The 19204-nt window shown below is 74.5% G+C and carries 19 protein-coding genes; 14 read left to right on the top strand and 5 right to left on the bottom strand.

Translation table 11 applies throughout. From position 1 onward, the window contains the following. From gvpJ to ACSMXO_RS30705, 3 genes are read right to left on the bottom strand one after another with little or no spacing between them, the layout of a single operon-like run. On the bottom strand, positions 1–378 hold the full coding sequence (gene gvpJ / locus ACSMXO_RS30715; RefSeq protein WP_455414842.1) for a gas vesicle protein GvpJ: 378 nt from the start codon (positions 376–378) through the stop codon (positions 1–3). After that, positions 375–1421, bottom strand: a complete 1047-nt coding sequence (locus ACSMXO_RS30710; protein WP_455414841.1) for an SRPBCC family protein — start codon at positions 1419–1421, stop codon at positions 375–377. The genes gvpJ and ACSMXO_RS30710 overlap by 4 nt, the downstream gene beginning before the upstream one ends. Next, positions 1418–2155 (bottom strand): hypothetical protein, encoded by a 738-nt coding sequence (locus tag ACSMXO_RS30705; protein WP_455414840.1) that lies wholly within the window; start codon positions 2153–2155, stop codon positions 1418–1420. Before ACSMXO_RS30705 ends, ACSMXO_RS30710 begins: the two co-directional genes overlap by 4 nt. 369 nt (positions 2156–2524) lie before the next feature. Here ACSMXO_RS30705 and ACSMXO_RS30700 point away from each other — a divergent pair, with 369 nt between their 5' ends. Next, the gene (locus tag ACSMXO_RS30700; RefSeq protein WP_346258853.1) at positions 2525–2980 is read left to right on the top strand and encodes an AraC family transcriptional regulator; all 456 of its coding nucleotides are present in this window, start codon (positions 2525–2527) and stop codon (positions 2978–2980) included. Between the two features lie 9 nt (positions 2981–2989). Then, the gene (locus tag ACSMXO_RS30695) at positions 2990–3421 is read left to right on the top strand and encodes a VOC family protein (protein WP_346258852.1); all 432 of its coding nucleotides are present in this window, start codon (positions 2990–2992) and stop codon (positions 3419–3421) included. Between the two features lie 190 nt (positions 3422–3611). Here ACSMXO_RS30695 and ACSMXO_RS30690 read toward each other — a convergent pair whose 3' ends face one another. Continuing rightward, a complete protein-coding gene (locus tag ACSMXO_RS30690) occupies positions 3612–4406 on the bottom strand; it encodes a SigB/SigF/SigG family RNA polymerase sigma factor (RefSeq protein WP_455414839.1) in 795 nt (264 codons plus the stop codon). A gap of 219 nt (positions 4407–4625) precedes the next feature. On the opposite strand from ACSMXO_RS30690, the gene ACSMXO_RS30685 reads away from it, so the two are divergent. Further along, positions 4626–5312, top strand: a complete 687-nt coding sequence (locus tag ACSMXO_RS30685; RefSeq protein WP_455414838.1) for a nucleotidyltransferase family protein — start codon at positions 4626–4628, stop codon at positions 5310–5312. Between the two features lie 98 nt (positions 5313–5410). Here ACSMXO_RS30685 and ACSMXO_RS30680 read toward each other — a convergent pair whose 3' ends face one another. Continuing rightward, on the bottom strand, positions 5411–7102 hold the full coding sequence (locus tag ACSMXO_RS30680; protein ID WP_455414837.1) for a PucR family transcriptional regulator: 1692 nt from the start codon (positions 7100–7102) through the stop codon (positions 5411–5413). A 77-nt stretch (positions 7103–7179) separates the two neighbouring features. On the opposite strand from ACSMXO_RS30680, the gene uraD reads away from it, so the two are divergent. The 11 genes from uraD (at position 7180) to ACSMXO_RS30625 (ending at position 19178) form a co-directional block, all read left to right on the top strand. Next, a complete protein-coding gene (gene uraD / locus ACSMXO_RS30675) occupies positions 7180–7758 on the top strand; it encodes a 2-oxo-4-hydroxy-4-carboxy-5-ureidoimidazoline decarboxylase (RefSeq protein WP_455414836.1) in 579 nt (192 codons plus the stop codon). After that, a complete protein-coding gene (uraH, locus tag ACSMXO_RS30670; protein ID WP_346261780.1) occupies positions 7755–8138 on the top strand; it encodes a hydroxyisourate hydrolase in 384 nt (127 codons plus the stop codon). The genes uraD and uraH overlap by 4 nt, the downstream gene beginning before the upstream one ends. Before the next feature lie 11 nt (positions 8139–8149). After that, a complete protein-coding gene (gene pucL / locus ACSMXO_RS30665) occupies positions 8150–9166 on the top strand; it encodes a factor-independent urate hydroxylase (RefSeq protein WP_455414835.1) in 1017 nt (338 codons plus the stop codon). Beyond that, positions 9166–10053: an FAD binding domain-containing protein gene (locus ACSMXO_RS30660; protein ID WP_455414834.1), complete on the top strand. Its 888-nt coding sequence runs from the start codon at positions 9166–9168 to the stop codon at positions 10051–10053. The genes pucL and ACSMXO_RS30660 overlap by 1 nt, the downstream gene beginning before the upstream one ends. After that, positions 10050–10523 (top strand): (2Fe-2S)-binding protein, encoded by a 474-nt coding sequence (locus ACSMXO_RS30655; protein WP_455414833.1) that lies wholly within the window; start codon positions 10050–10052, stop codon positions 10521–10523. Before ACSMXO_RS30660 ends, ACSMXO_RS30655 begins: the two co-directional genes overlap by 4 nt. After that, entirely contained in the window at positions 10520–11875 is a 1356-nt protein-coding gene (locus ACSMXO_RS30650; RefSeq protein WP_455414832.1) for an 8-oxoguanine deaminase, read from the top strand. Before ACSMXO_RS30655 ends, ACSMXO_RS30650 begins: the two co-directional genes overlap by 4 nt. A 122-nt stretch (positions 11876–11997) precedes the next feature. After that, positions 11998–14307 (top strand): xanthine dehydrogenase subunit D, encoded by a 2310-nt coding sequence (gene pucD, locus ACSMXO_RS30645; RefSeq protein ID WP_455414831.1) that lies wholly within the window; start codon positions 11998–12000, stop codon positions 14305–14307. Beyond that, positions 14307–15491, top strand: coding sequence for a DUF6986 family protein (locus ACSMXO_RS30640; RefSeq protein ID WP_455414830.1), 1185 nt, complete (start codon positions 14307–14309; stop codon positions 15489–15491). The genes pucD and ACSMXO_RS30640 overlap by 1 nt, the downstream gene beginning before the upstream one ends. Before the next feature lie 32 nt (positions 15492–15523). Then, positions 15524–16897 carry an allantoinase AllB gene (gene allB / locus ACSMXO_RS30635; protein WP_455414829.1) on the top strand — a complete coding sequence of 458 codons (1374 nt, stop codon included), beginning with the start codon at positions 15524–15526 and terminating at the stop codon, positions 16895–16897. Beyond that, positions 16894–17970 (top strand): allantoicase, encoded by a 1077-nt coding sequence (alc, locus tag ACSMXO_RS30630; protein ID WP_455414828.1) that lies wholly within the window; start codon positions 16894–16896, stop codon positions 17968–17970. The genes allB and alc overlap by 4 nt, the downstream gene beginning before the upstream one ends. After that, positions 17967–19178, top strand: coding sequence for an aminoglycoside phosphotransferase family protein (locus tag ACSMXO_RS30625; protein WP_455414827.1), 1212 nt, complete (start codon positions 17967–17969; stop codon positions 19176–19178). The genes alc and ACSMXO_RS30625 overlap by 4 nt, the downstream gene beginning before the upstream one ends. Positions 19179–19204 lie beyond the last annotated feature (26 nt).

The raw sequence follows: 19204 nt of genomic DNA, 5'->3' as shown, positions 1-19204 counted from the left end.
TCAGTCCTCCTCCCGGCGACGGCGGCGGGGGACGCGGTCCCGGTCCCGGCCGCTGCCGCCGACGATCTCGCCGAGGGCGTCCCCGGCCTTCTCCGCCAGTCCGGCCTTCGGGCCGGACACGAGGTCGGGCAGACCCTTGTCCCGGGTCGCCGACAGGTCGAGTCGATTCGTCGCCTCGGCGAACCGCAGGTAGGTGTCGACGCTGGCCACCACGACCCGGGCGTCGACGGTCAGCAGCCGGATGCCGACCAGGCTGACCGCCAGGTGGGCGTCGATGACCACACCCTTGTCCAGGATCAACCCGACCACCTCGGCCAGGTCCGAGGAGTCGCCTCCACCGGATGGGGCGCCGTCCGTCCGTCGCACGATCTCCGTCATCGCCGTCGTCCTCCACCACCGCTACGTCCGACCCGCTCGGCGTCGACCCGCTCGGCACCGTCACCACGGCGTTCCGTACCGTCACCACGGCGCTCGGCACCGCTGCCACCGCGTCCCGCGCCACCGCGTCCGGTGCGTTCGTCCCCGCCCCGGCCGCTGGCACCGGACCGTTCCGGCGCGTCCCGGCGCCGCTGCCCGGCGCCGTCCGGCAGTTGGGCCGAGTCGTCGTCGCGGAAGACCCGCCCGTCCCGGATCTCACCCCGCCAGCCCTGGACCTCGTCCGGGTGCAGGATCGCCTGGGTCATCAGGTGCCGGGCGAAGTGCTTGAGTTCGAGGCGTACCCGGCGGCCCTGGGCCCGCCAGAGGTTGCCGGTCCGTTCGACCAGGCCCTGCGGGTGGTACTCGAGAACCAGCAGGATCCGGGTCAGGTCGGGGGCGATCTCGTGGAAGGTCACCGCGCCGTCGACCGAGCCCTTGTCCCCGGTGGACCGCCACACGATCCGTTTGTCCGGGACCTGTTCGGTGACGGTGGACCGCCAACTGCGGTGCGACCAGAAGATCTGTGCCTTCCAGGCCAGTTCCTCGGCCGAGGCCCGCTCGACGTGCTCCACCTTCTTCATGAACCGGGGGAAGTCCTCGAACCGGGTCCACTGGTCGTACGCCAGCCGCCGTGGCACGCCGACGTCGATCGACTCCACGATGTTGGTCACCTTGAGCTTCTCCTTCGCGCCGCCGCCCCGGCCCAGCGCCGTCCGGACCCGCTCCTTGACGGCGGCCAGTCCGGCGGCCAACCCGGCCTGTACCGGGGAGGAACCCTCGGCCAGCCGTCCGGCACCGGCCTTCGCCGCCGCCCCGGCCGGGCCGCCGCGCTCGGCGTACCGGACGAGCCGGTCAGTGGTGCCGCCGACCCGGCTGGTTGCGGCCGCGACGACGTGCTCACCGGCGGCCCCGGCCAGGCCCCGGAGCGCCTCGGTGAGTCCGGTCGAGCGCGCCGTCCGCCCGCCGGTGGGCCGGCTCTTCGCCGCGTCGGTGGCCGGGCTCATCGGGTCCTCCGCCGCACCGGAGCGGCCTCGGTCGGAGTCCGGCGTCGGGCCGGTTGCCGGGACGTCGATCCGGGACGCTTCCGCTCGCTCTCCCGACCGGCAGCCGGACGGGTTCGAGCCAGGTCGTCGGCGTCACCCGCGTCGTCGGCGTCATCCGCGTCGGCGGTGTCATCCGCGTCGGCGTCCGGGTGGTCGACATCGCTCTCCCGCACGTCCTCGTCCCGCAGGTCGGCTTCGGTGTCCGGCTCCTCGTCCACCGAGTCGTCGTCCTCGTACTGATCCTCTTCGAACTCGTCGAGGTCGTCGTCCTCGACGTCGGCCTGTCGTCGACCCCGCCGGGCCGTCGGGCGGATGTCCGAGAGCTTCCGGCGGGGGCGCTCGGCGGGCTCGTCCGGCTCGTCCGGTCGCCCGCGTCCGGCTGCGCGCTGCCCGGCTGCGCGCTGCCGGTCGGTCCGTTCCCGGAGCCCCGCGCTGACCGAGTCGATCCGCCGGGTGACCGCGCTGGTCGCGGCAGCCCGGGTCGCCGAAAGCAGCGGTGCGCCCAACCCGGCGATCCGGCCCAGTTCGGAGGAGTCGCCGAGCAGCTTCGCGCCCCGGCGCAGTAGCCGGCGATCGCCGCTGAGCCGTCCGGCCACCGCCGCACCGCCCAGCACCGCGACCAGACCCAGCTTCCGGTGTCGGCCGACCAGGTAGCCGACGCCGGCTCCCACCGCGATCTGCGTCGCTCTATTCATTTCATCGTCCCCTTTGCTGAGTCCCTGGCGCTGCGGCGATTTCGGCAAACGCATTTCGTCTAGCTCCAGGCCGTACCCGGGGTGCCGGCGCGGAAAAACACCTTCCAAAATTGATGTGACGCAGGCCACAGGCGTTTTCGGAAACTGGAAACATGCCGGCCTTGAGCTGCGAAGTCGCAGAGAGTGCGCGGGGCGGTACTAATGGCGCGACGAGTGATCGAGGGCGAGAAAGCGGCAAACGGACACGTGAGGAGAAGGGCGTTCGGATCGGGGCCGGAACGGACGTACGCGCCCACTCTTCGCACCTGGTTGTGGCTTATCGGCCCGGTTCACCGGTCGGCGATTTTGGATGGCCTAGACTGGCCCGCCGTGAGCGTGCCGCCGCGCCGGGCCCCGGGAGACCTGCTGGTGCACCTGCGCCGGGCCCGCGACTACGCCGACCGGCACTACGCCGAGTCGCTGGACCTGGGCACCCTTGCGGCGGTGGCCGGGATCAGCAAGTACCACTTCCAGCGCCTCTTCACGGCGACGTACGGGGTCTCCCCGGCGGCGCACCTGAGCCGGCGGCGGGTGGAGCGGGCCCAGGACCTGCTGCGCGCCACCAACCTCACCGTCACCGAGGTCTGCCACGCGGTCGGGTTCGCCAGCCTGGGCTCGTTCAGCAGCAGGTTCCGGGAACTGGTCGGCGAGACGCCGCGCGAGTTCCAGCGCCGCTGGGCCGCCAACGGTGCGCCCCGGATCCCGGGCTGTTTCGTGTTCATGTGGGGGCTGGCCGAGCGCGGCTCCGCAACCGGGGAGAAGCCGGGGTCCGGTGACGGCTCCTAGCCTGGTCGCATGATTACCAACATCTCGATCACCAGCGTGTTCGTGAAGGATATCGACGCCTCGAAGGCGTTCTATCTCGATGTGCTCGGCTTCGAGGAGCACACCGACATCACCCTCGCGGACGGTTCCTACCGGTGGTGCACGGTCAAGCACCCGAACCAGCCGGAACTACAGGTGCACCTGACGCTGCCGGGGCCGCCGTACTCGCCGGAGATGGTGACCGCGATCAACCGGGAGATGGACGCCGGTGGCATGTTCGGACTCGGCCTGCAGGTGGACGACTGCCGCAAGGCGTACGACGAACTGCGGGCCAAGGGCGTCGAGTTCATCCACACCCCGGAGGAGCGCCCGTACGGCGTCGAGGCGGTGGCCCGGGACAACTCGGGCAACTGGATGGTGCTGGTCGAGTCGCGGGAGTACTCCGCCACCGACTTCGACTGAACCCTTTCCGGCAGGGCTGGAAACACCTCCGCCCTACCCGGTGGCCGGCGCGGTCGTCCCGCTCGGGCCGCCGGGTAGGGCGGAGGTGTGCCTGCGCTCGGTGAACCTTTCTCACCCTCCCCTTGCGGTCCGGCGGACCGCAAGGTCGGACGCGGTACGTGAGCGCCGCGCGGTCCAGGTTGAAAAAGGTTCAGTACGTGTCGGCGAGGTGGCCGCGGAGTTTGGTGAGGGCGCGGGTGAGGAGGCGGCTGATGTGCATTTGGGAGACGCCGATGTGTTCGGCGATTTGGGATTGGGTGAGGTTGCCGTAGAAGCGGAGGGTGAGGATTTTCTGTTCGCGTTCGTCGAGGGTGGCGAGGGCGGGGCCGAGGGCGACGCGGAGTTCGGCGAGTTCGTATTCGTTGTCTTCGGTGCCGAGGAGGTCGCCGAGTTCGGTGGTGCGGTCGCCGTCGCCGGTGGGGGTGGATAGGGAGACGGCGTTGTAGGCGCGGGCGCCTTCGAGTCCTTCGAGGATTTCTTCTTCGGTGAGGTGGAGGTGGGTGGCGATGTCGGTGATGGTGGGGGAGCGGCCGAGGGTTTGCAGGAGGGTGCTGTTGGCTTCGCTGATGGCGAGGCGGAGTTCTTGGAGGCGGCGGGGGACGCGGATGTCCCAGGTGCGGTCGCGGAAGTGTCGTTTGAGTTCGCCGATGATGGTGGGGATGGCGTAGCCGGCGAAGTCGACGCCGCGGGTGGGGTCCCATTTGTCGATGGCTTTGATGAGGCCGACGGCGGCGGTTTGGGTGAGGTCGTCGGTGGGTTCGCCGCGTCCGCTGTAGCGGTGGGCGAGGTGGTGGGCGAGGGGGAGCCAGGCTTCGATGGCTTTGTCGCGGAGGGTGGGTCGGGAGGGGTGGTGGGTGGGTAGGGCGGTCATGGCGTGGAGTAGGTCGGTGGCGGTGTCGGTGAGGGTGGGGTTGTCGGCCCGGGTGGTGGTTGTGGTGGTGGTCATGGTGGTCCTCCCTGCACTGGGTTGTGGCGGGGATGGGGTTGTCTGGTGGGTGTTCGGGTGTTCGGGTGGTCGGGTGGTGGGTTGTTGTGTGGCTGTTCAGGCATCACCTTAGCCCGTTGGTATTGGTTGAGGCTAGCCGAACGGCTGATGTATAAAAGGGGTAAAGCGCCCTATAAGCGGAACTTCGCCGAGGTCTTGCGCCTGAACTAGGCTCCGACCGTGACCTATCTCGCCCCGGACGAGCCCAGAGCGCACCGGCAGGAACCGTCCGGCCCTGGACCGGTCACCACCGAACGGGTCGCCGGGCTGGTGCTCGCCGCCGGTGCCGGGCGGCGCTACGGCGGGCCCAAGGCACTGGTCCGGCTGGACGGCCGACTGCTGGTCGAACGGGCGGTCCAGGTCGCCCGCGCCGGTGGCTGCGGGCCGGTGGTCGCGGTGCTCGGCGCCGCCGCGCCGACCGTCCGGTCCCGGGCGGAACTCGGCGACGCCGTACCGGTGGAGAACCCGGAGTGGGCGACCGGGATGGGCTCCTCGCTGCGCGCCGGGCTGGCCGCGCTGCGGGACTCCGGCGCCGTCGCGGTGGTGGTCCTGCTGGTCGACATGCCGGGGATCACCGCCGAGGCGGTCAGCCGGCTGGTCGAGATCGCCGAACCGGACGCGCTCGGCATGGCCGGGTACGGCGCCCGGCGCGGCCATCCGGTACTGCTCGGCCGGGCACACTGGCCCGGCGTGGCCGAGTTGGCGGTCGGCGACGTCGGTGCCCGGCCCTACCTCCGCCGGCACGAGGCGCGGCTGTCGGTCGTACCCTGCGACGACGTCGCGGACGACGCGGACCTCGACGTGCCACCGGCGACCGTCGTGACGCCCGACCGTCGTGATGCCCGTCGTGATGCTCGATGGTCGTGATGCTCGACCGTGACGTGATGGCGGGAAGGCGGTGGCCGCGACGTGGCGGCCGGTCCGGCGTCCCGACCGGCGGCGTGGCACCGGGGCAGAGCGGCGGGTCAGTGCGGTAGGCGCAGCGCGAGATAGAAGTCGACCCGGTCGGGGAACCGGGACAGGTCACGCCCGGTGAGCTGCTCGATCCGGCCGATCCGGTAGCGCAGGGTGTTGACGTGCAGGTGCAGCCGTTCGGCCGCCCGACTCCACGAGCCGGAAGAGGCCAGGAACTCGTCCAACGTACTGACCAGGTCGGCGTGGTGTGCACGGTCGTAGGCCAGCACCGGGCCGAGCAGCCGGTCCCGGAACGCCCGCCTCGCCTCCGGCGGTACGCCGCTGAGCAGCAGCAGGTGCGAGGCGAGGTCACCGGCCGAGAGCACAGTGCCGGGGGTGGGATCCGCCAGCGCTGTCGTCAGGGCGTGCTCGGCCTGCTCCACCGCGCCTGCCAGGGCATCCGGTTCGGCAGCCGGCCCGCTGATCCCCACCGTGAGCCGCCCGGCGCCGAGCCCCGGCACCAGCCCCGCGACCGTGCCCCGGACCGCGTCGGGAACCCCGGCCAGTTCGGTCCGCCCGCCCGCCAGCACGGCGAGTACCGTCCCGGGGCGGGCGGTGCCGGTGACCATGGCGGGCAGGGGCGTCGACCGGACGATTTCCTCGGTGACCGCGACCGCCAGCTCGGGGGGTGTGGTCAGCCCGGTCAGCCGGACGGCCAGCACCAGCAGGGTCGACCGGGGTGGCAGCCCGCCGGAGAACAGCGCGGCGCGCAGCTCCGCCGGGGAGGCGGCGGTGGACAGGGCCGTACCGAGCTGGTCGGCGAGCCGCCGTTCCACCCGGCCCGCCTCGTCGGCGTGGGCCCGTTCCAGCGCCACCAGGCTGACCAGCTCGGCCGCCGCCTCGGGTAGCCCGGGCGGCGGAACGGCATCGGCGACCGTGGACCGGGCGGCGCCGGCGGCAACCGTGGACGGGGCGGCGCCGGTAGCGGTCGTGGACGGGGCGGCGCCGGTAGCGGAGCCGGCGGCCGCGGGCGGGACAACACCGTCGGCATCGGACGGTCCGGTGTGCCGGACCGCGCAGGCCAGCAGCCAGGCGGCGAGCCGGTGCTCGGGACGGCCGGAGACGGCGACCAGCCAGATCCGCCGGGCGTCGACCTCGACCAGGGCCGGCAGCCGGCCGGCGGCCAGGAACGAGGTCGCCAACCGGCGGCTGGCGTCGGACGGAAGCGGCCCGGTACCCGCGACGGTCCGCCCGGTCGAGGTCAGCACCCAGCAGTCGACGCCGAGATCGGCGGCGACCGGCTGGAGCAGGTCGGCCAGCCGGGCACCGCCGGCCATCGCCGCGACCAGACCCCGGTACCGGCCGAGCACCGTCGCCAGCCCGTTCGCCCGGCGCGCCCACAGCGTCGGGGTCACCTCGTCGATGATGTCCCGGAAGGAGACCTCGACCGGGACCTCGAACAGCGGTACTCCGTACCGCCGGCACGCCGTCACCAGGTCCACCGGCACGGACCCGTACGCCGCGTCGCCGGCCCCGATCGCGGTGACCCCGGCGGCGGCGCAGGCGGCCACGAACCCGTCCGAGTCACCGGCCCGGCGGCGCCACATCAGCCCGGTCAGCACGATCTCGCCGCCGGAGAGGTAGCGACGTGGATCGGGCAGGTCGGTGACGTACACCCGGCTGACCGTTCGGTCCAGTTCGGCCTCGCCGGTGAGCAGGGTCAGTCGCAACTGGGGCCGGTCCAGCGCCTCGCGCAGCAGCATCGCGTACCCGTCCGATCCCGGCGACAGGCCGGTTGGAGGAACCTACGAAAACGATACGGCGGGCGGCCGTGGTTTCGGTGTTCGCGCCGATTCACCCGGCCACCACCCGGCTGTTGTACTTCTCCCGACCGCAGGAGGTGATCCGGGTGGCCACCGTCAGCGCGATGTTGGACGAGTTCAACCGGCGCTCCGCCGCCGAGGCCGAGACGGAGCTGCTCGCCTGCTGCGCCGTACCGACCTGGGCCCGGGCGGTGGCGGCCGGACGGCCGTACCCGGACGTGGCGGCGCTGGTCGCGGTGGCCGACGCCGCGCTGCGGCGGCTGGACTGGCCGGAGGTGGCGGGGGCGCTGGCCGCGCACCCGCGGATCGGCGAGCGGCCGACCGGCACCGGCCGGGAGTCGGCCTGGTCCCGCCGGGAACAGTCCGGCCTCGACGGTGCCGACCGGGACACCCGGGCCGCGCTCGTCCGGGTCAACCGGGAGTACGAGCAGCGGTTCGGACACCTCTTCCTGGTCTTCGCCAACGGCCGGACCGACGCGGAACTGCTCGCAACGGCCCGGCGGCGGCTCGGCAACGATCCCGACACCGAACGCGGGGTGGTCCGGGACGAACTGCGGCAGATCGCGCTGCTCCGGCTGAGGAGGCTGCTCTCGTGACCGACGACCGGACGAGCGCGCCGGACGGTCTGATCCGGATCTCCACGCACGTGCTGGACACCGTACGCGGCGAGCCGGCCGCCGACGTCCCGGTCCGGCTGGACCGGCGGGACAGCGGCGGCTGGACGGCGGTGGCACACGGCCGGACCGACTCCGGCGGCCGGCTGACCGGCTGGACGCCGCTGCTGGACCGGCTGCCGCTGCGGGGCTGGCAGGCCGGCGGCTACCGGCTGGTGTTCCAGGTCGAGGGCCACTTTCCGCCCGGCACGGCGTTCTTCCCGGAGATCGTCGTCGCCTTCCAGGTCACCGAGCCGGACCGGCACCACCACGTACCGCTGCTGCTCAGTCCGTACGGCTACACCACCTACCGGGGAAGCTGAGGAGGCGGGCGGTGGCGATCGTGCTCGGCGCCAACCAGTACGGCAAGGCCGAGGTGCGGCTGGTCCGGGTACGCCGCGACGGGCCGCGGCACGACCTGCGCGACCTGACCGTCAGCATCGCGCTCGGCGGCGACCTCGACGAGGTGCACCGCAGCGGCGACAACGCGCACGTGCTGCCCACCGACTCGCAGAAGAACACCGTGTACGCCTTCGCCCGCGAGCACGGCGTCGACCAGCCCGAGGAGTTCGGCCTGCTGCTCGCCCGGCACTTCGTCCGGAGCGCGCCGGCGATCACCCGGGCCCGGGTGGAGCTGACCGAGCACGGCTGGCAGCGGCTCGGCCCGCACTCCTTCCAGCGCGACGGCGCCGAGAGCCGTACCGCCACGGTGACGGTGGACGCCGACGGCAGCACCGTGGAGTCCGGGATCTCCGGGCTGGTGCTGCTGAACAGCACCGACTCGGAGTTCAGGGGTTACCTGAAGGACCGGTACACGACCTTGCCGGAGACCGACGACCGGATCCTGGCCACCGCCGTCGAGGCGCGGTGGCGGCACCGCGACGCCGGCCTGGCCGACCGGGGGCGGGACTGGGCGCAGTCGTACGCCGGGGTGCGGGCCGCGCTGGTCGGCGCGTTCGTGGAAACCTACAGCCGCTCGCTGCAACAGACCCTGTACGCGATGGGGCGCCGGGTGCTGGCCGAGCGCCCGGAGGTCGCGCAGGTGCGGTTGGCGCTGCCCAACCGGCACCACCTGCTGGTGGACCTGGCGCCGTTCGGGCTGGACAACCCGGGTGAGGTGTTCGTGGCCACCGACCGGCCGTACGGGCTGATCGAGGGGACGCTGACCCGCACACCGGAGGAGGGGACCCGGTCGACGGGGGACGGGACCCGCACACCGGGGGACGGGACCCGGTCGACGGGGGACGGGACCGGGGCACCGCAGGGCGGGACCGGGTCGGCGGCGGAGGGGACGGCGGCACCGCGGGGTGGCCCGGCGGGGGCGGCGGCCGGGGACGGCGGGCCGGACTGATGGTCGTCCCACAACCGGAGATGGAGTTCCTGCAACCAGAGAGCTGGGCCGAGGCGCTGGCCGCCCGGGCGGCGTACCCGGAGGCGCTGCCGGTGGCCGGCGGCACCGACGTGATGGTGGAGCTGAACTTCGCCCGGCGTCGCCCACCGGCCCTGCTCGACCTGGGCCGGGTCGCCGGGCTGGCCGACTGGGGCATTGAGGACGGCCTGCTACGGCTCGGCGCCGGGGTGCCGTACCGGCGGATCGTCAGCGAACTGGCTGGCCGGGTGCCGGGGCTGGCGATGGCGGCCCGGACGGTCGGTTCGGCGCAGATCCGCAACCGGGGCACCGTCGGTGGCAACCTCGGCTCGGCGTCACCGGCCGGAGACGCGCTGCCGCCGCTGCTCGCCGCCGGGGCGCTGGTGGAACTGGCCTCGGTCCGGGGCGTCCGTCGGGTGCCGGTCGCCGGCTTCTGCACCGGGCCGAAGCGCAGCGTGCTGGCCCCGGACGAGCTGATCGCGGCGGTCCTGCTGCCGCCGGACGGTGGGCCGGAGCAGTTCGCCAAGGTCGGCACCAGGAACGCCATGGTGATCGCGGTCTGTTCGTTCGCGCTGGCGCTGCGCCCGGCGAGCCGGACGGTCGGCACCGGGATCGGTTCCGCGGCCCCGACCCCGGTCCGGGCACCGGCGGCCGAGGAGCTGCTCGCCGCCGAGCTGCCCTGGGCGGACCGGGCCGCGCTGCCGGAGCCGCTGGCCCGCCGGTTCGGCGAGCTGGTCGCGGCGGCGGCCAGCCCGATCGACGACGTACGCGGCACCGCCGCCTACCGCCGGCACGCGCTCGGCGTACTGGCCCGGCGGGCCGTGCAGCGGGCCTGGGCGGAACACCGACGGGGAGGGGGCGACGGGTGAGGATCGAGTGTGTGGTCAACGGCGAGCCGCGCCTGGCCGACGACGTGTGGGCCGGGGAGAGCCTGCTGCACGTCCTGCGGGAGCGGCTCGGCCTGCCCGGTGCCAAGAACGCCTGCGAGCAGGGCGAGTGCGGCTCCTGCACGGTCTACCTGGACGGGGAGCCGGTCTGCGCCTGCCTGGTGCCGGCCGGGCAGGCCCGGGGTCGCGAGGTGGTCACCGTGGAGGGGCTCGGTCCGGGGCCCGGCGAACTCGACCGGGTGCAGCGGGCGTTCGTCGCCGCCGGCGCCGTGCAGTGCGGATTCTGTACCCCGGGACTGGTCGTCGCGGTACACGACCTGCTGGCCCGGACGCCGTCCCCGGCCGAGGAGGAGATCCGGGAGGCGTTGGCCGGCAACCTGTGCCGGTGCACCGGATACGAGAAGATCCTGACGGCGGTACGTCTGGCCGCCGGGCGGGAGCACGAGTCGTGATCATCATCGAGAACTGCGCGGTCGCCACGGTCGACCCGGCCGGCACCGAGTACTCCGACGGGCACCTGGTGCTGGACGAGGGCCGGATCGTCGCGGTCGGCCCCGGCCACGCCCCCCGCTACCACCGCTCGGTACGCCGGATCGACGGCACCGGCTGCCTCGCCACCCCCGGCCTGGTCAACACCCACCACCACCTCTACCAGTGGGCGACCCGGGGGATGGCGCAGCAGGAGGAGCTGTTCGGCTGGCTGACGGCGCTCTATCCGGTCTGGGCCGGGCTGGACGCCGAGGTGGTGGCCGCGACCACCGCCGCCGGACTCGGCTGGCTGGCGCTGCACGGCTGCACCACCAGCACCGACCACCACTACATCCATCCGGCCGGGGCGGGTGACCTGATGGCCGCCCAGGTCGACGCGGCCCGGGGGCTGGGGCTGCGGTTCCATCCGTGCCGGGGGTCGATGGATCTCGGGGTGTCGTCGGGCGGGCTGCCGCCGGACGGGATCGTCGAGGAGACCGAGACGGCGCTGGTCGCCACCGAGGAGGCGATCGACCGCTACCACGACCCGGCCGACGACGCGATGCTGCGGGTGGCGGTGGCGCCCTGCTCGCCGTTCAGCGTCACGCCGAAGCTGATGGCCGAGGCGGCGGCGCTGGCCCGGCGCCGGGGCGTACGGCTGCACACCCATCTCGCCGAGACCGTCGACGAGGAGGAGTACTGCCGGCAGACCCACGGCTGCACCCCGGTCGAGTACGCCGAACGGCTCGGCTGGCTCGGCCCGGACGTCTGGCTCGCGCACGGCGTACACCTGGACGACGCCGGGCTGGACGCGCTGGCCCGGACGGGGACCTCGGTCGCGCACTGTCCCAGCTCGAATGCCCGGCTCGGGGCCGGTGTCGCGCGGGTCCGGGAACTGCTGGACCGGGGGGTGCCGGTCGGGCTCGGTGTGGACGGGCCGGCGTCGCAGGAGGCCGGTCAGCTCGGTGCGGAGCTGCGGCAGGCACTGCTGGTGGCCCGGTCGCAGGGTGGCGCGGCGGCGTTGACCGCCCGGGAGGCGTTGGCGCTCGGCACGATCGGCGGGGCGCGCTGCCTGGGTCGGGGTGACCAGCTCGGCTCGCTGGAGGTCGGCAAGCTCGCCGACGTGGTGCTGTGGCGGTTGGACGGGCTGGGGCACGTCGGGATCGACGACCCGGTGGCGGGGCTGGTGTTCGGGCCGGTGGCTCGGGTCGATCTGCTTCTGGTCGGGGGTGAGGTCGTGGTGGACGACGGTGAGCTGCGGACGGCGGACTCGCGTGAGTTGGCGCGGGGGGTTCGGCGGGCGCATCGTTCGGTGGTCCGGAAGGCACGACGATGACCGGCGTGGCGTCCGGAGGTTCCGGGTTGCCGGTGGGCGCGGTTGGGGTCGGGGGGCCGGGTGACCCGCCCTGGTCGGTCAGGCTTGATCCCGACGCGGGTCACCCGGCCTCCCGACCCTCGGTGGCCGAGGCCGCGCCGGAGCATGCGGCCCCGGCGTCCCAGGGGATCGGGGCCAGTCCGGTACGGCCGGACGGGGCGCTGAAGGTGCGCGGGGAGTTCGCGTTCTCGTCCGATCTGTGGGCCGACGACATGCTCTGGGGTGCCACGCTGCGCAGCCCGCACCCGTCGGCGGCGATCCGGGGGATCGACGTCGGCGCGGCGCTCGCCGTGCCGGGGGTGTACGCGGTGCTGACCGCCGAGGACGTGCCGGGGGACCGGTACTACGGGCTGGATGTCGCCGACCAGCCGGTGCTGGCGGTCGACGAGGTCTGTTACCGGGGGGAGCCGGTGGCGATCGTGGCCGCCGACCATCCGGAGACCGCGCGCCGGGCGGTGCGGCGGATCGTGGTCGACTACCGCGTGCGGGAGCCGGTGACGGATCCGGAGGCGGCGCTGGCCGCTGGGCGGCTGGTGCGGCACGTGCCGATCCGGCGGGGTGATCCGGCGGCGGTCGCCGAGGTGGTGGTGACCGGGGAGTACCGGGTCGGCATGCAGGACCAGGCGTTCCTCGGGCCGGAGTCCGGGCTGGCGGTGCCGGCCCCGGACGGCGGCGTCGAGCTGTACGTCGCCACCCAGTGGCTGCACGCCGACCAGCGGCAGGTGGCCGCCGCGCTGGGCTTGCCGGCCGAGCTGGTCCGGCTGAGCCTGGCCGGGGTGGGTGGCGCGTTCGGTGCCCGGGAGGACCTGTCCATGCAGGTGCACGCCAGCCTGCTGGCGTTGCGCACCGGGCGGCCGGTGAAGATGGTCTACGGCCGGGAGGAGTCGTTCGTCGGGCACGTGCACCGGCACCCGGCGATCCTGCGGTACGAGCACGGCGCGACCCGGGACGGCGAGCTGGTCTACGTACGGGCCCGGATCCTGCTGGACGGCGGGGCGTACACGTCCACGACCCCGGCGGTGGTGGCGAACGCGGCCAGTCTCGGGGTGGGACCGTACCGGGTGCCGAACGTGACGGTGGACGCGTACGGGGTGCACACCAACAACCCGCCGTGCGGGGCGATGCGCGGGTTCGGGGCGGTGCAGGCGTGCTTCGGGTACGAGTCGCAGATGGACCGGCTGGCCGAGGCGGTGGGGCTGGATCCGGTGCAGGTGCGGGTGCGCAACGCGCTGGCCGAGGGCGGGGTGATGCCGACCGGGCAGGTGGTGGAGGGGCCGGCGCCGGTGGCCCGGCTGCTGGAGCTGGTGCGGGACCGGCCGGCACCGCCGCCCGTCGGGGACGATCCGCGGCAGTTGCCGGGCGGGGTGGCGAACACGACCACGCCGGAGCAGGTGGTCCGGGGGGTCGGGTACGCGATCGGGATCAAGAACGTCTGCTTCTCCGAGGGGTTCGACGACTACGCGACCGCGCGGGTCCGGCTGGAGCTGATCGGTGGCGAGCCGACGGCGTTGGTGCACACGGCAGCGGCCGAGGTGGGGCAGGGGCTGGTCACCGTGCAGGCGCAGATCGCCCGGACCGAGCTGGGGGTCGAGCGGGTGGTGGTGGCGACTGCGGACACCACGGTGGGGAGTGCGGGGTCGTCGTCGGCGTCCCGGCAGACGTACATGACCGGGGGTGCGGTGCGGGCGGCCTGCCGGGCGGTCCGGGCGGCGCTGGTCGCGCGGCTGGCCGGCGGGCCCGGTGCCGGTGGTGACGAGGGTGGCGCTGGTGACGACGGTGGCGGGCAGGTCGACGGGGGCGGGCTGGAGCTGGCCGGTGGCGAGATACGGGACGCCGCCGGCCGCACGCTCGGCACGCTGGTCGACCTGCTCGCCGCCGGCCCGGTCGAGGAGACCGTCCGCTGGCGGCACCGCCCGACCCGGCCGCTGGACCCGGTGACCGGGCAGGGCGACGCGCACGTGCAGTACGCCTTCGCGGCGCACCGGGCCACCGTGGACGTGGACCCCGAACTCGGGCTGGTCCGGGTGGTGGAGATCGCCACCGCCCAGGACGTGGGCCGGGCGATCAACCCGCAGGCGGTGCTGGGGCAGATCCACGGCGGCACGGCCCAGGGGCTCGGGCTGGCGCTGATGGAGGAACTCCAGGTGGTCGACGGGGTGATCCGGAACCCGTCCTTCACCGACTATCTGATCCCGACCGTCCTGGATGTGCCGCCGATGGCGGTCGACGTGCTGGAGTTGGCCGACCCGCACGCCCCGTACGGGCTGCGTGGGGTGGGGGAGCCGCCGACCATCTCGGCCACTCCGGCGATCGTGGCGGCGATCCGGGCGGCGACCGGGTTGCCGCTGGCCCGGGTACCGGTCCGGCCCGAGCACCTGACCGGGACCGGCTGATGGGCCGGCTGCCCCCGGACGTCCTCGCGGAGCTGGACGCGCGGCTCGGGCCGGTCGACGCCGAGCTGCGGCGGCGCTATCCGGGGCAGCCGGTGGGGCGGCAGCCGGTGCACACCGTCTACGTGCCGGCCGACCGCTGCCATCCGGGGCTGGTGGCCCAGTGGGGTGCGGCGGCGCTGGCCGCGTTGCGGGACCATCCGCCGCTGCCGTACCCGGCCGAGCTGCACGAGCGGGTGGTCGACAAGCTGCGCCGGGAGCCGATCGAGGACCTGCGGATCGACTTCGAGGACGGCTACGGGGTACGCGAGGACGAGGCCGAGGACGCGGCGGCCCGGGCGGCGGGGCGGCTGGCGGGTGGTGGCCTCGGGGTGCCCTTTCTGGGCTTGCGGATCAAGAGCCTGACCGGGGCGCTCCGGCGCCGGGCGGTGCGTACCCTGGACCTCTTCCTCGACACGCTGCGCGACGACGGTGAGCTGCCCCCGGCCGGCCGGCTGGTGGTGACGCTGCCAAAGGTGAGCGTGCCGGCCCAGGTCGAGGCGATGGTGCTGCTCTGCGAACGGCTGGAGGCGGCGTACGGGCTGCCGGCCGGGTGGCTGCGCTTCGAGGTGCAGATCGAGACGCCGGCGGCGATCCTCGGGCCGGACGGGCTGGCGACGCCGGGCCGGTTGATCGGGGCGGCCGCCGGCCGGTGCACCGGACTGCACTACGGCACCTACGACTACAGCGCCGCCTGTGGGATCGCCGCCGGGCAGCAGAGCTCGGCGCACCCGGTGGCCGACTTCGCCAAGGCGGTGATGCAGGTGGCCGCCGCCGAGACCGGGGTACGGCTCTCCGACGGCTCGACCAACCTGCTCCCGGTCGGCGACACCGCTGCCGTACAGGCCGGCTGGGCGGAGCACGCCGCGCTGGTCCGGCGCGGGCTGGAACGCGGCTACTACCAGGGCTGGGACCTGCACCCGGCCCAGTTGCCGACGCGGTTCGCCGGCACGTACGCGTTCTTCCGGGACGGGCGGGCGGCGGCGGTGGCGCGGCTGCGGGCGTACCTCGGGCGGCGGCCCAGCGGGATCCTGGACGAGCCGGCGACGGCCCGGGCGCTGGCCGGCTTCCTGTTGCGCGGGCTGGACTGCGGTGCGCTGACCGAGGCGGAGACCGGGCACGACCGGGCCGCGCTGTCGGCGGTGTGACCGCCGTCGGCGACTTCGGGGGAGGGGAGCGGATGGGCGGGTACGACCTGGTGCTGCGGTCCCGGCGGGTGGTACTGCCCGACGGCGAGCGGCCGGCGGCGATCTGCGTACGGGACGGCCGGATCGTCCGGGTGGCCGGGTACGACGCGGTGCCCGGCACCGACCTCGGCGACCTGGCCCTGCTGCCGGGGCTGGTGGACACGCACGTGCACGTCAACGAGCCGGGCCGGACCGAGTGGGAGGGTTTCGTCTCGGCGACCCGGGCCGCGCTGGCCGGCGGGGTCACCACGATCGTCGACATGCCGCTCAACTCGGTGCCGCCGACCGTCACCGTGCCGGCGTTGCGCGCCAAGCGGGCTGCGGCGCGCGGTCGGTGCCACGTCGATGTCGGGTTCTGGGGCGGTGCCGTCCCGGCGCACCTGGCCGAGCTGCCGGCCCTGCACGCCGCCGGGGTGTTCGGGTTCAAGGCGTTCCTGGTCGACTCGGGGGTGCCGGAGTTCCCGCCGCTGGACCCGGCCGGGCTGGGCGAGGCGCTGGCCGCCGTCGACGCGCTCTTCGTGGTGCACGCCGAGGATCCGGCCCGGATCGGGGTCGCCCCGCCCTCCGCCCGGTACGCGGACTTCCTCGGCTCCCGGCCGCCGGCCGCCGAGCGGCGAGCGGTCGAGGTGGTGCTGGAGACGGCCCGGCGGACCGGCCGGCGGGTGCACATCCTGCACCTGTCGGCCGCCGACGCGCTGCCGGCGGTCGCCGCCGCCCGCTCCGCCGGGGTACGGGTGACCGTGGAGACCTGCCCGCACTTCCTGACCCTGGAGGCCGCCGAGATCCCGGACGGGGCGACCGAGTTCAAGTGCTGCCCGCCGATCCGGGACGCGGCGAACCGGGCGGCGCTCTGGGCCGGCCTGGCCGACGGGCTGGTCGACTGCGTCGTCTCGGACCACTCCCCGTGCCCGCCCGCGCTCAAGCGGCTCGACAGTGGGGACTTCGGCGCGGCCTGGGGCGGGATCGCCTCGGTGCAGCTCGGGCTGCCGGTGGTCTGGACCGAGGCGCGGCGGCGCGGGCACGGTCTCGTCGACCTGTTGCGCTGGATGGCACGGCGGCCCGCCGAGATCGCCGGGCTGCCCGGCAAGGGGGTGCTGCGGGTCGGCGCCGATGCCGACCTGGTGGCGCTGGACCCGGACGCGGAGTGGACCGTCGAACCGGCCCGGCTGCTGCACCGGCACCCGGTCACCCCGTACGCCGGGCGTCGGCTGGCCGGCGTGGTCCGGGGCACCTGGCTGCGCGGCGAGCCGGTCGGACCGGCGGACCCGCCCCGGGGCCGTCTGCTGTCCCGGCCGGACCGGCACCCCGGCTTCCCGGGGGAAGGGCTCCGGCCGGCGGGGCGGCGGGCCGGAGAGGGGCGGGGATGAGCGCGTTCACGGAGTTGCCGGACCTGGCGGCGCGGTCGCTCGGCGGCGGGGTGGTGGCGGCCAACGACGAGTTCTTCGCCGCCCGGGACAACCTGGTCACGGACGCGCCGCCGGGCTTCGCCGCCGGCACCTTCGGGGCCAAGGGCCAGGTGTACGACGGCTGGGAGACCCGCCGCCGCCGGGAGCCCGGGCACGACTGGGCGATCCTCCGGCTCGGCGCCCCCGGCGTCGTCACCGGCGTGGTGGTGGACACCTCGCACTTCGTCGGCAACTACCCGCCGTACGCCTCGGTGGAGGCGTGCGGGATGGTCGGATATCCCGACCCGGCCGAGCTGGCCGGTGCCGACTGGACGACCCTGGTGCCACGGGCGGCGTTGCGCGGGGACGGTCGTAACCTGTTCGAGGTGGACGACCCGCACCGCTACACGCACGTGCGGCTGCGGATCTACCCCGACGGCGGGGTGGCCCGGCTGCGGGTGCACGGTGTGGTCGTACCCGATCCGGCGCTCTTCCCCGACGGGCAGCTCGACCTCGCGGCGCTGGAGCACGGCGGCCTGGTGGTCGGGTGCAGCGACATGTTCTACGGTGCGCCAGGGCAGTTGATCGCACCCGGCCTGGCCCGGACCATGGGCGAGGGCTGGGAGACCGCCCGCCGGCGCGACGACGGCAACGACTGGGTACGGGTCCGGCTGGCCGCACCCGGCCAGGTCCGGCAGGTCGAGCTGGACACCAGCCACTTCAAGGGCAACGCACCGGCAGCGGCGGCGCTGCGCGGGATCGACACCCGGGTCGCCGACCCGGCGGACGAGGCGGCCTGGTTCGAGATCCTGCCGCGTACCCGGTTGCAGCCGGACACCCGGCACCGGTTTCCGGTCGACGCGGTCCCGACCGCCACCGAGGTCCGGCTGGACGTCTTCCCGGACGGCGGCATGGCCCGGCTGCGGCTGCCCGGCCGGATCGCCCCGGCCGACCTCGACCGGCTGCGCCGCCGCTGGTCGGAGTCGTTGCCCCCGGCGCACGCCCGCCAGGTGGGTACGGCCGGGACCCGACCGGCGAGAGCCTGGTGGCCGTGACCCGGACCGTGCTGCTGCACCTGCTGGACGGCGACGGCCGACCACTCGGTGTGCTGCCGGAATACGACGTGCCGGCGCCCTGGTGGCAGGAGGTCGCCGACGTGGTGGCCGGGGCCCGGGCGCGGTACGGCATCGACGTCTCCGTACTGCGGCTGCTGCACACCGACCGGCCCGCGCCGCACGGCGGTACGGTCGGCTATCTGGCGCAGCTCGACCCGGGTGCGGGACTGCCGCCCGGCGTACCGCTGGCACCGTCCGATGTAGACCTGTCGAGGGAGCCGCTGCGGGCGCCCTGGGCGGTGCCCGGCGGACCGGCCGCGAGCCTGCGCTGGGCCGCCGCCGAACTGCACCGGGCCGGCCGGGGTGTGCACCTCGGCGTGCCGCAGCGGGCCTGGAACCTGTCGGCGATCTGGCGGCTCGACGGGCCGGGGCCGGACGGTCGGGCCGGCGGCGGCGCGCCGGTCTGGCTCAAGCAGGTACCGGGATTCTTCGCCCACGAGGCGGTGCTGCTGCGCTGGCTCGGCACGGCAGTACCCGACCTGGTGCCGCTGCTGCTGGCCGCGGACGGCTGTGGACGGATGCTGCTGGAGCACGTGCCGGGCGAGGACGGCTACGGTCTCGACCCGGCGGGCCGGGACGCGATCGCCGCCGACCAGCACCGGATCCAGCTCGCCTCGGCGGCGCAGGTCGAGACACTGGTCGCGGCGGGCGTACCGGACCGGCGCGCGGCGGCGCTGGCCCGGACCGTACGGGACCGGCTCGCCGCGCACGGCGCGGACCTGGCGCCGGTGCGTCCGCTGCTGGACGGGCTCCCGGACCGGATGGCCGAGGTGGCCCGCTGCGGCCTGCCGGACGTGCTGGTCCACGGCGACCTGCACCCCGGCAACGTGCGGATCGCCGGCGACCACCGGGTGATCATCGATTGGGGGGACGGGTTCGTCGGGCATCCCGGCTTCGACATCCTGCGGCTGACCGAAGGGCTCGACCCGGAGCCGGCCGGCCACCTGCGGCGGGCCTGGGCGCGGCGCTGGCAATCGAGCGTGCCGGGCAGCGATCCGGCCCGCGCGGTCGAGCTGCTCCGCCCGGTGGCGGCGCTGCGGATGGCGGCGGTGTACGCCGACTTCCTGGCCCGGATCGAGCCGAGCGAGCGGGTGTTCCACGCCGCCGACGTGCCGGCCTACCTGGACCGGGCGGCCCGAACGGTCTGAGCCGGCGGAGGTGACTGTCGACTTTC

Source organism: Plantactinospora sp. DSM 117369 (genome assembly GCF_053764795.1).
Note: the sequence above shows the minus strand (reverse complement) of the source record. Positions and strands in the feature narration are given on the sequence as shown.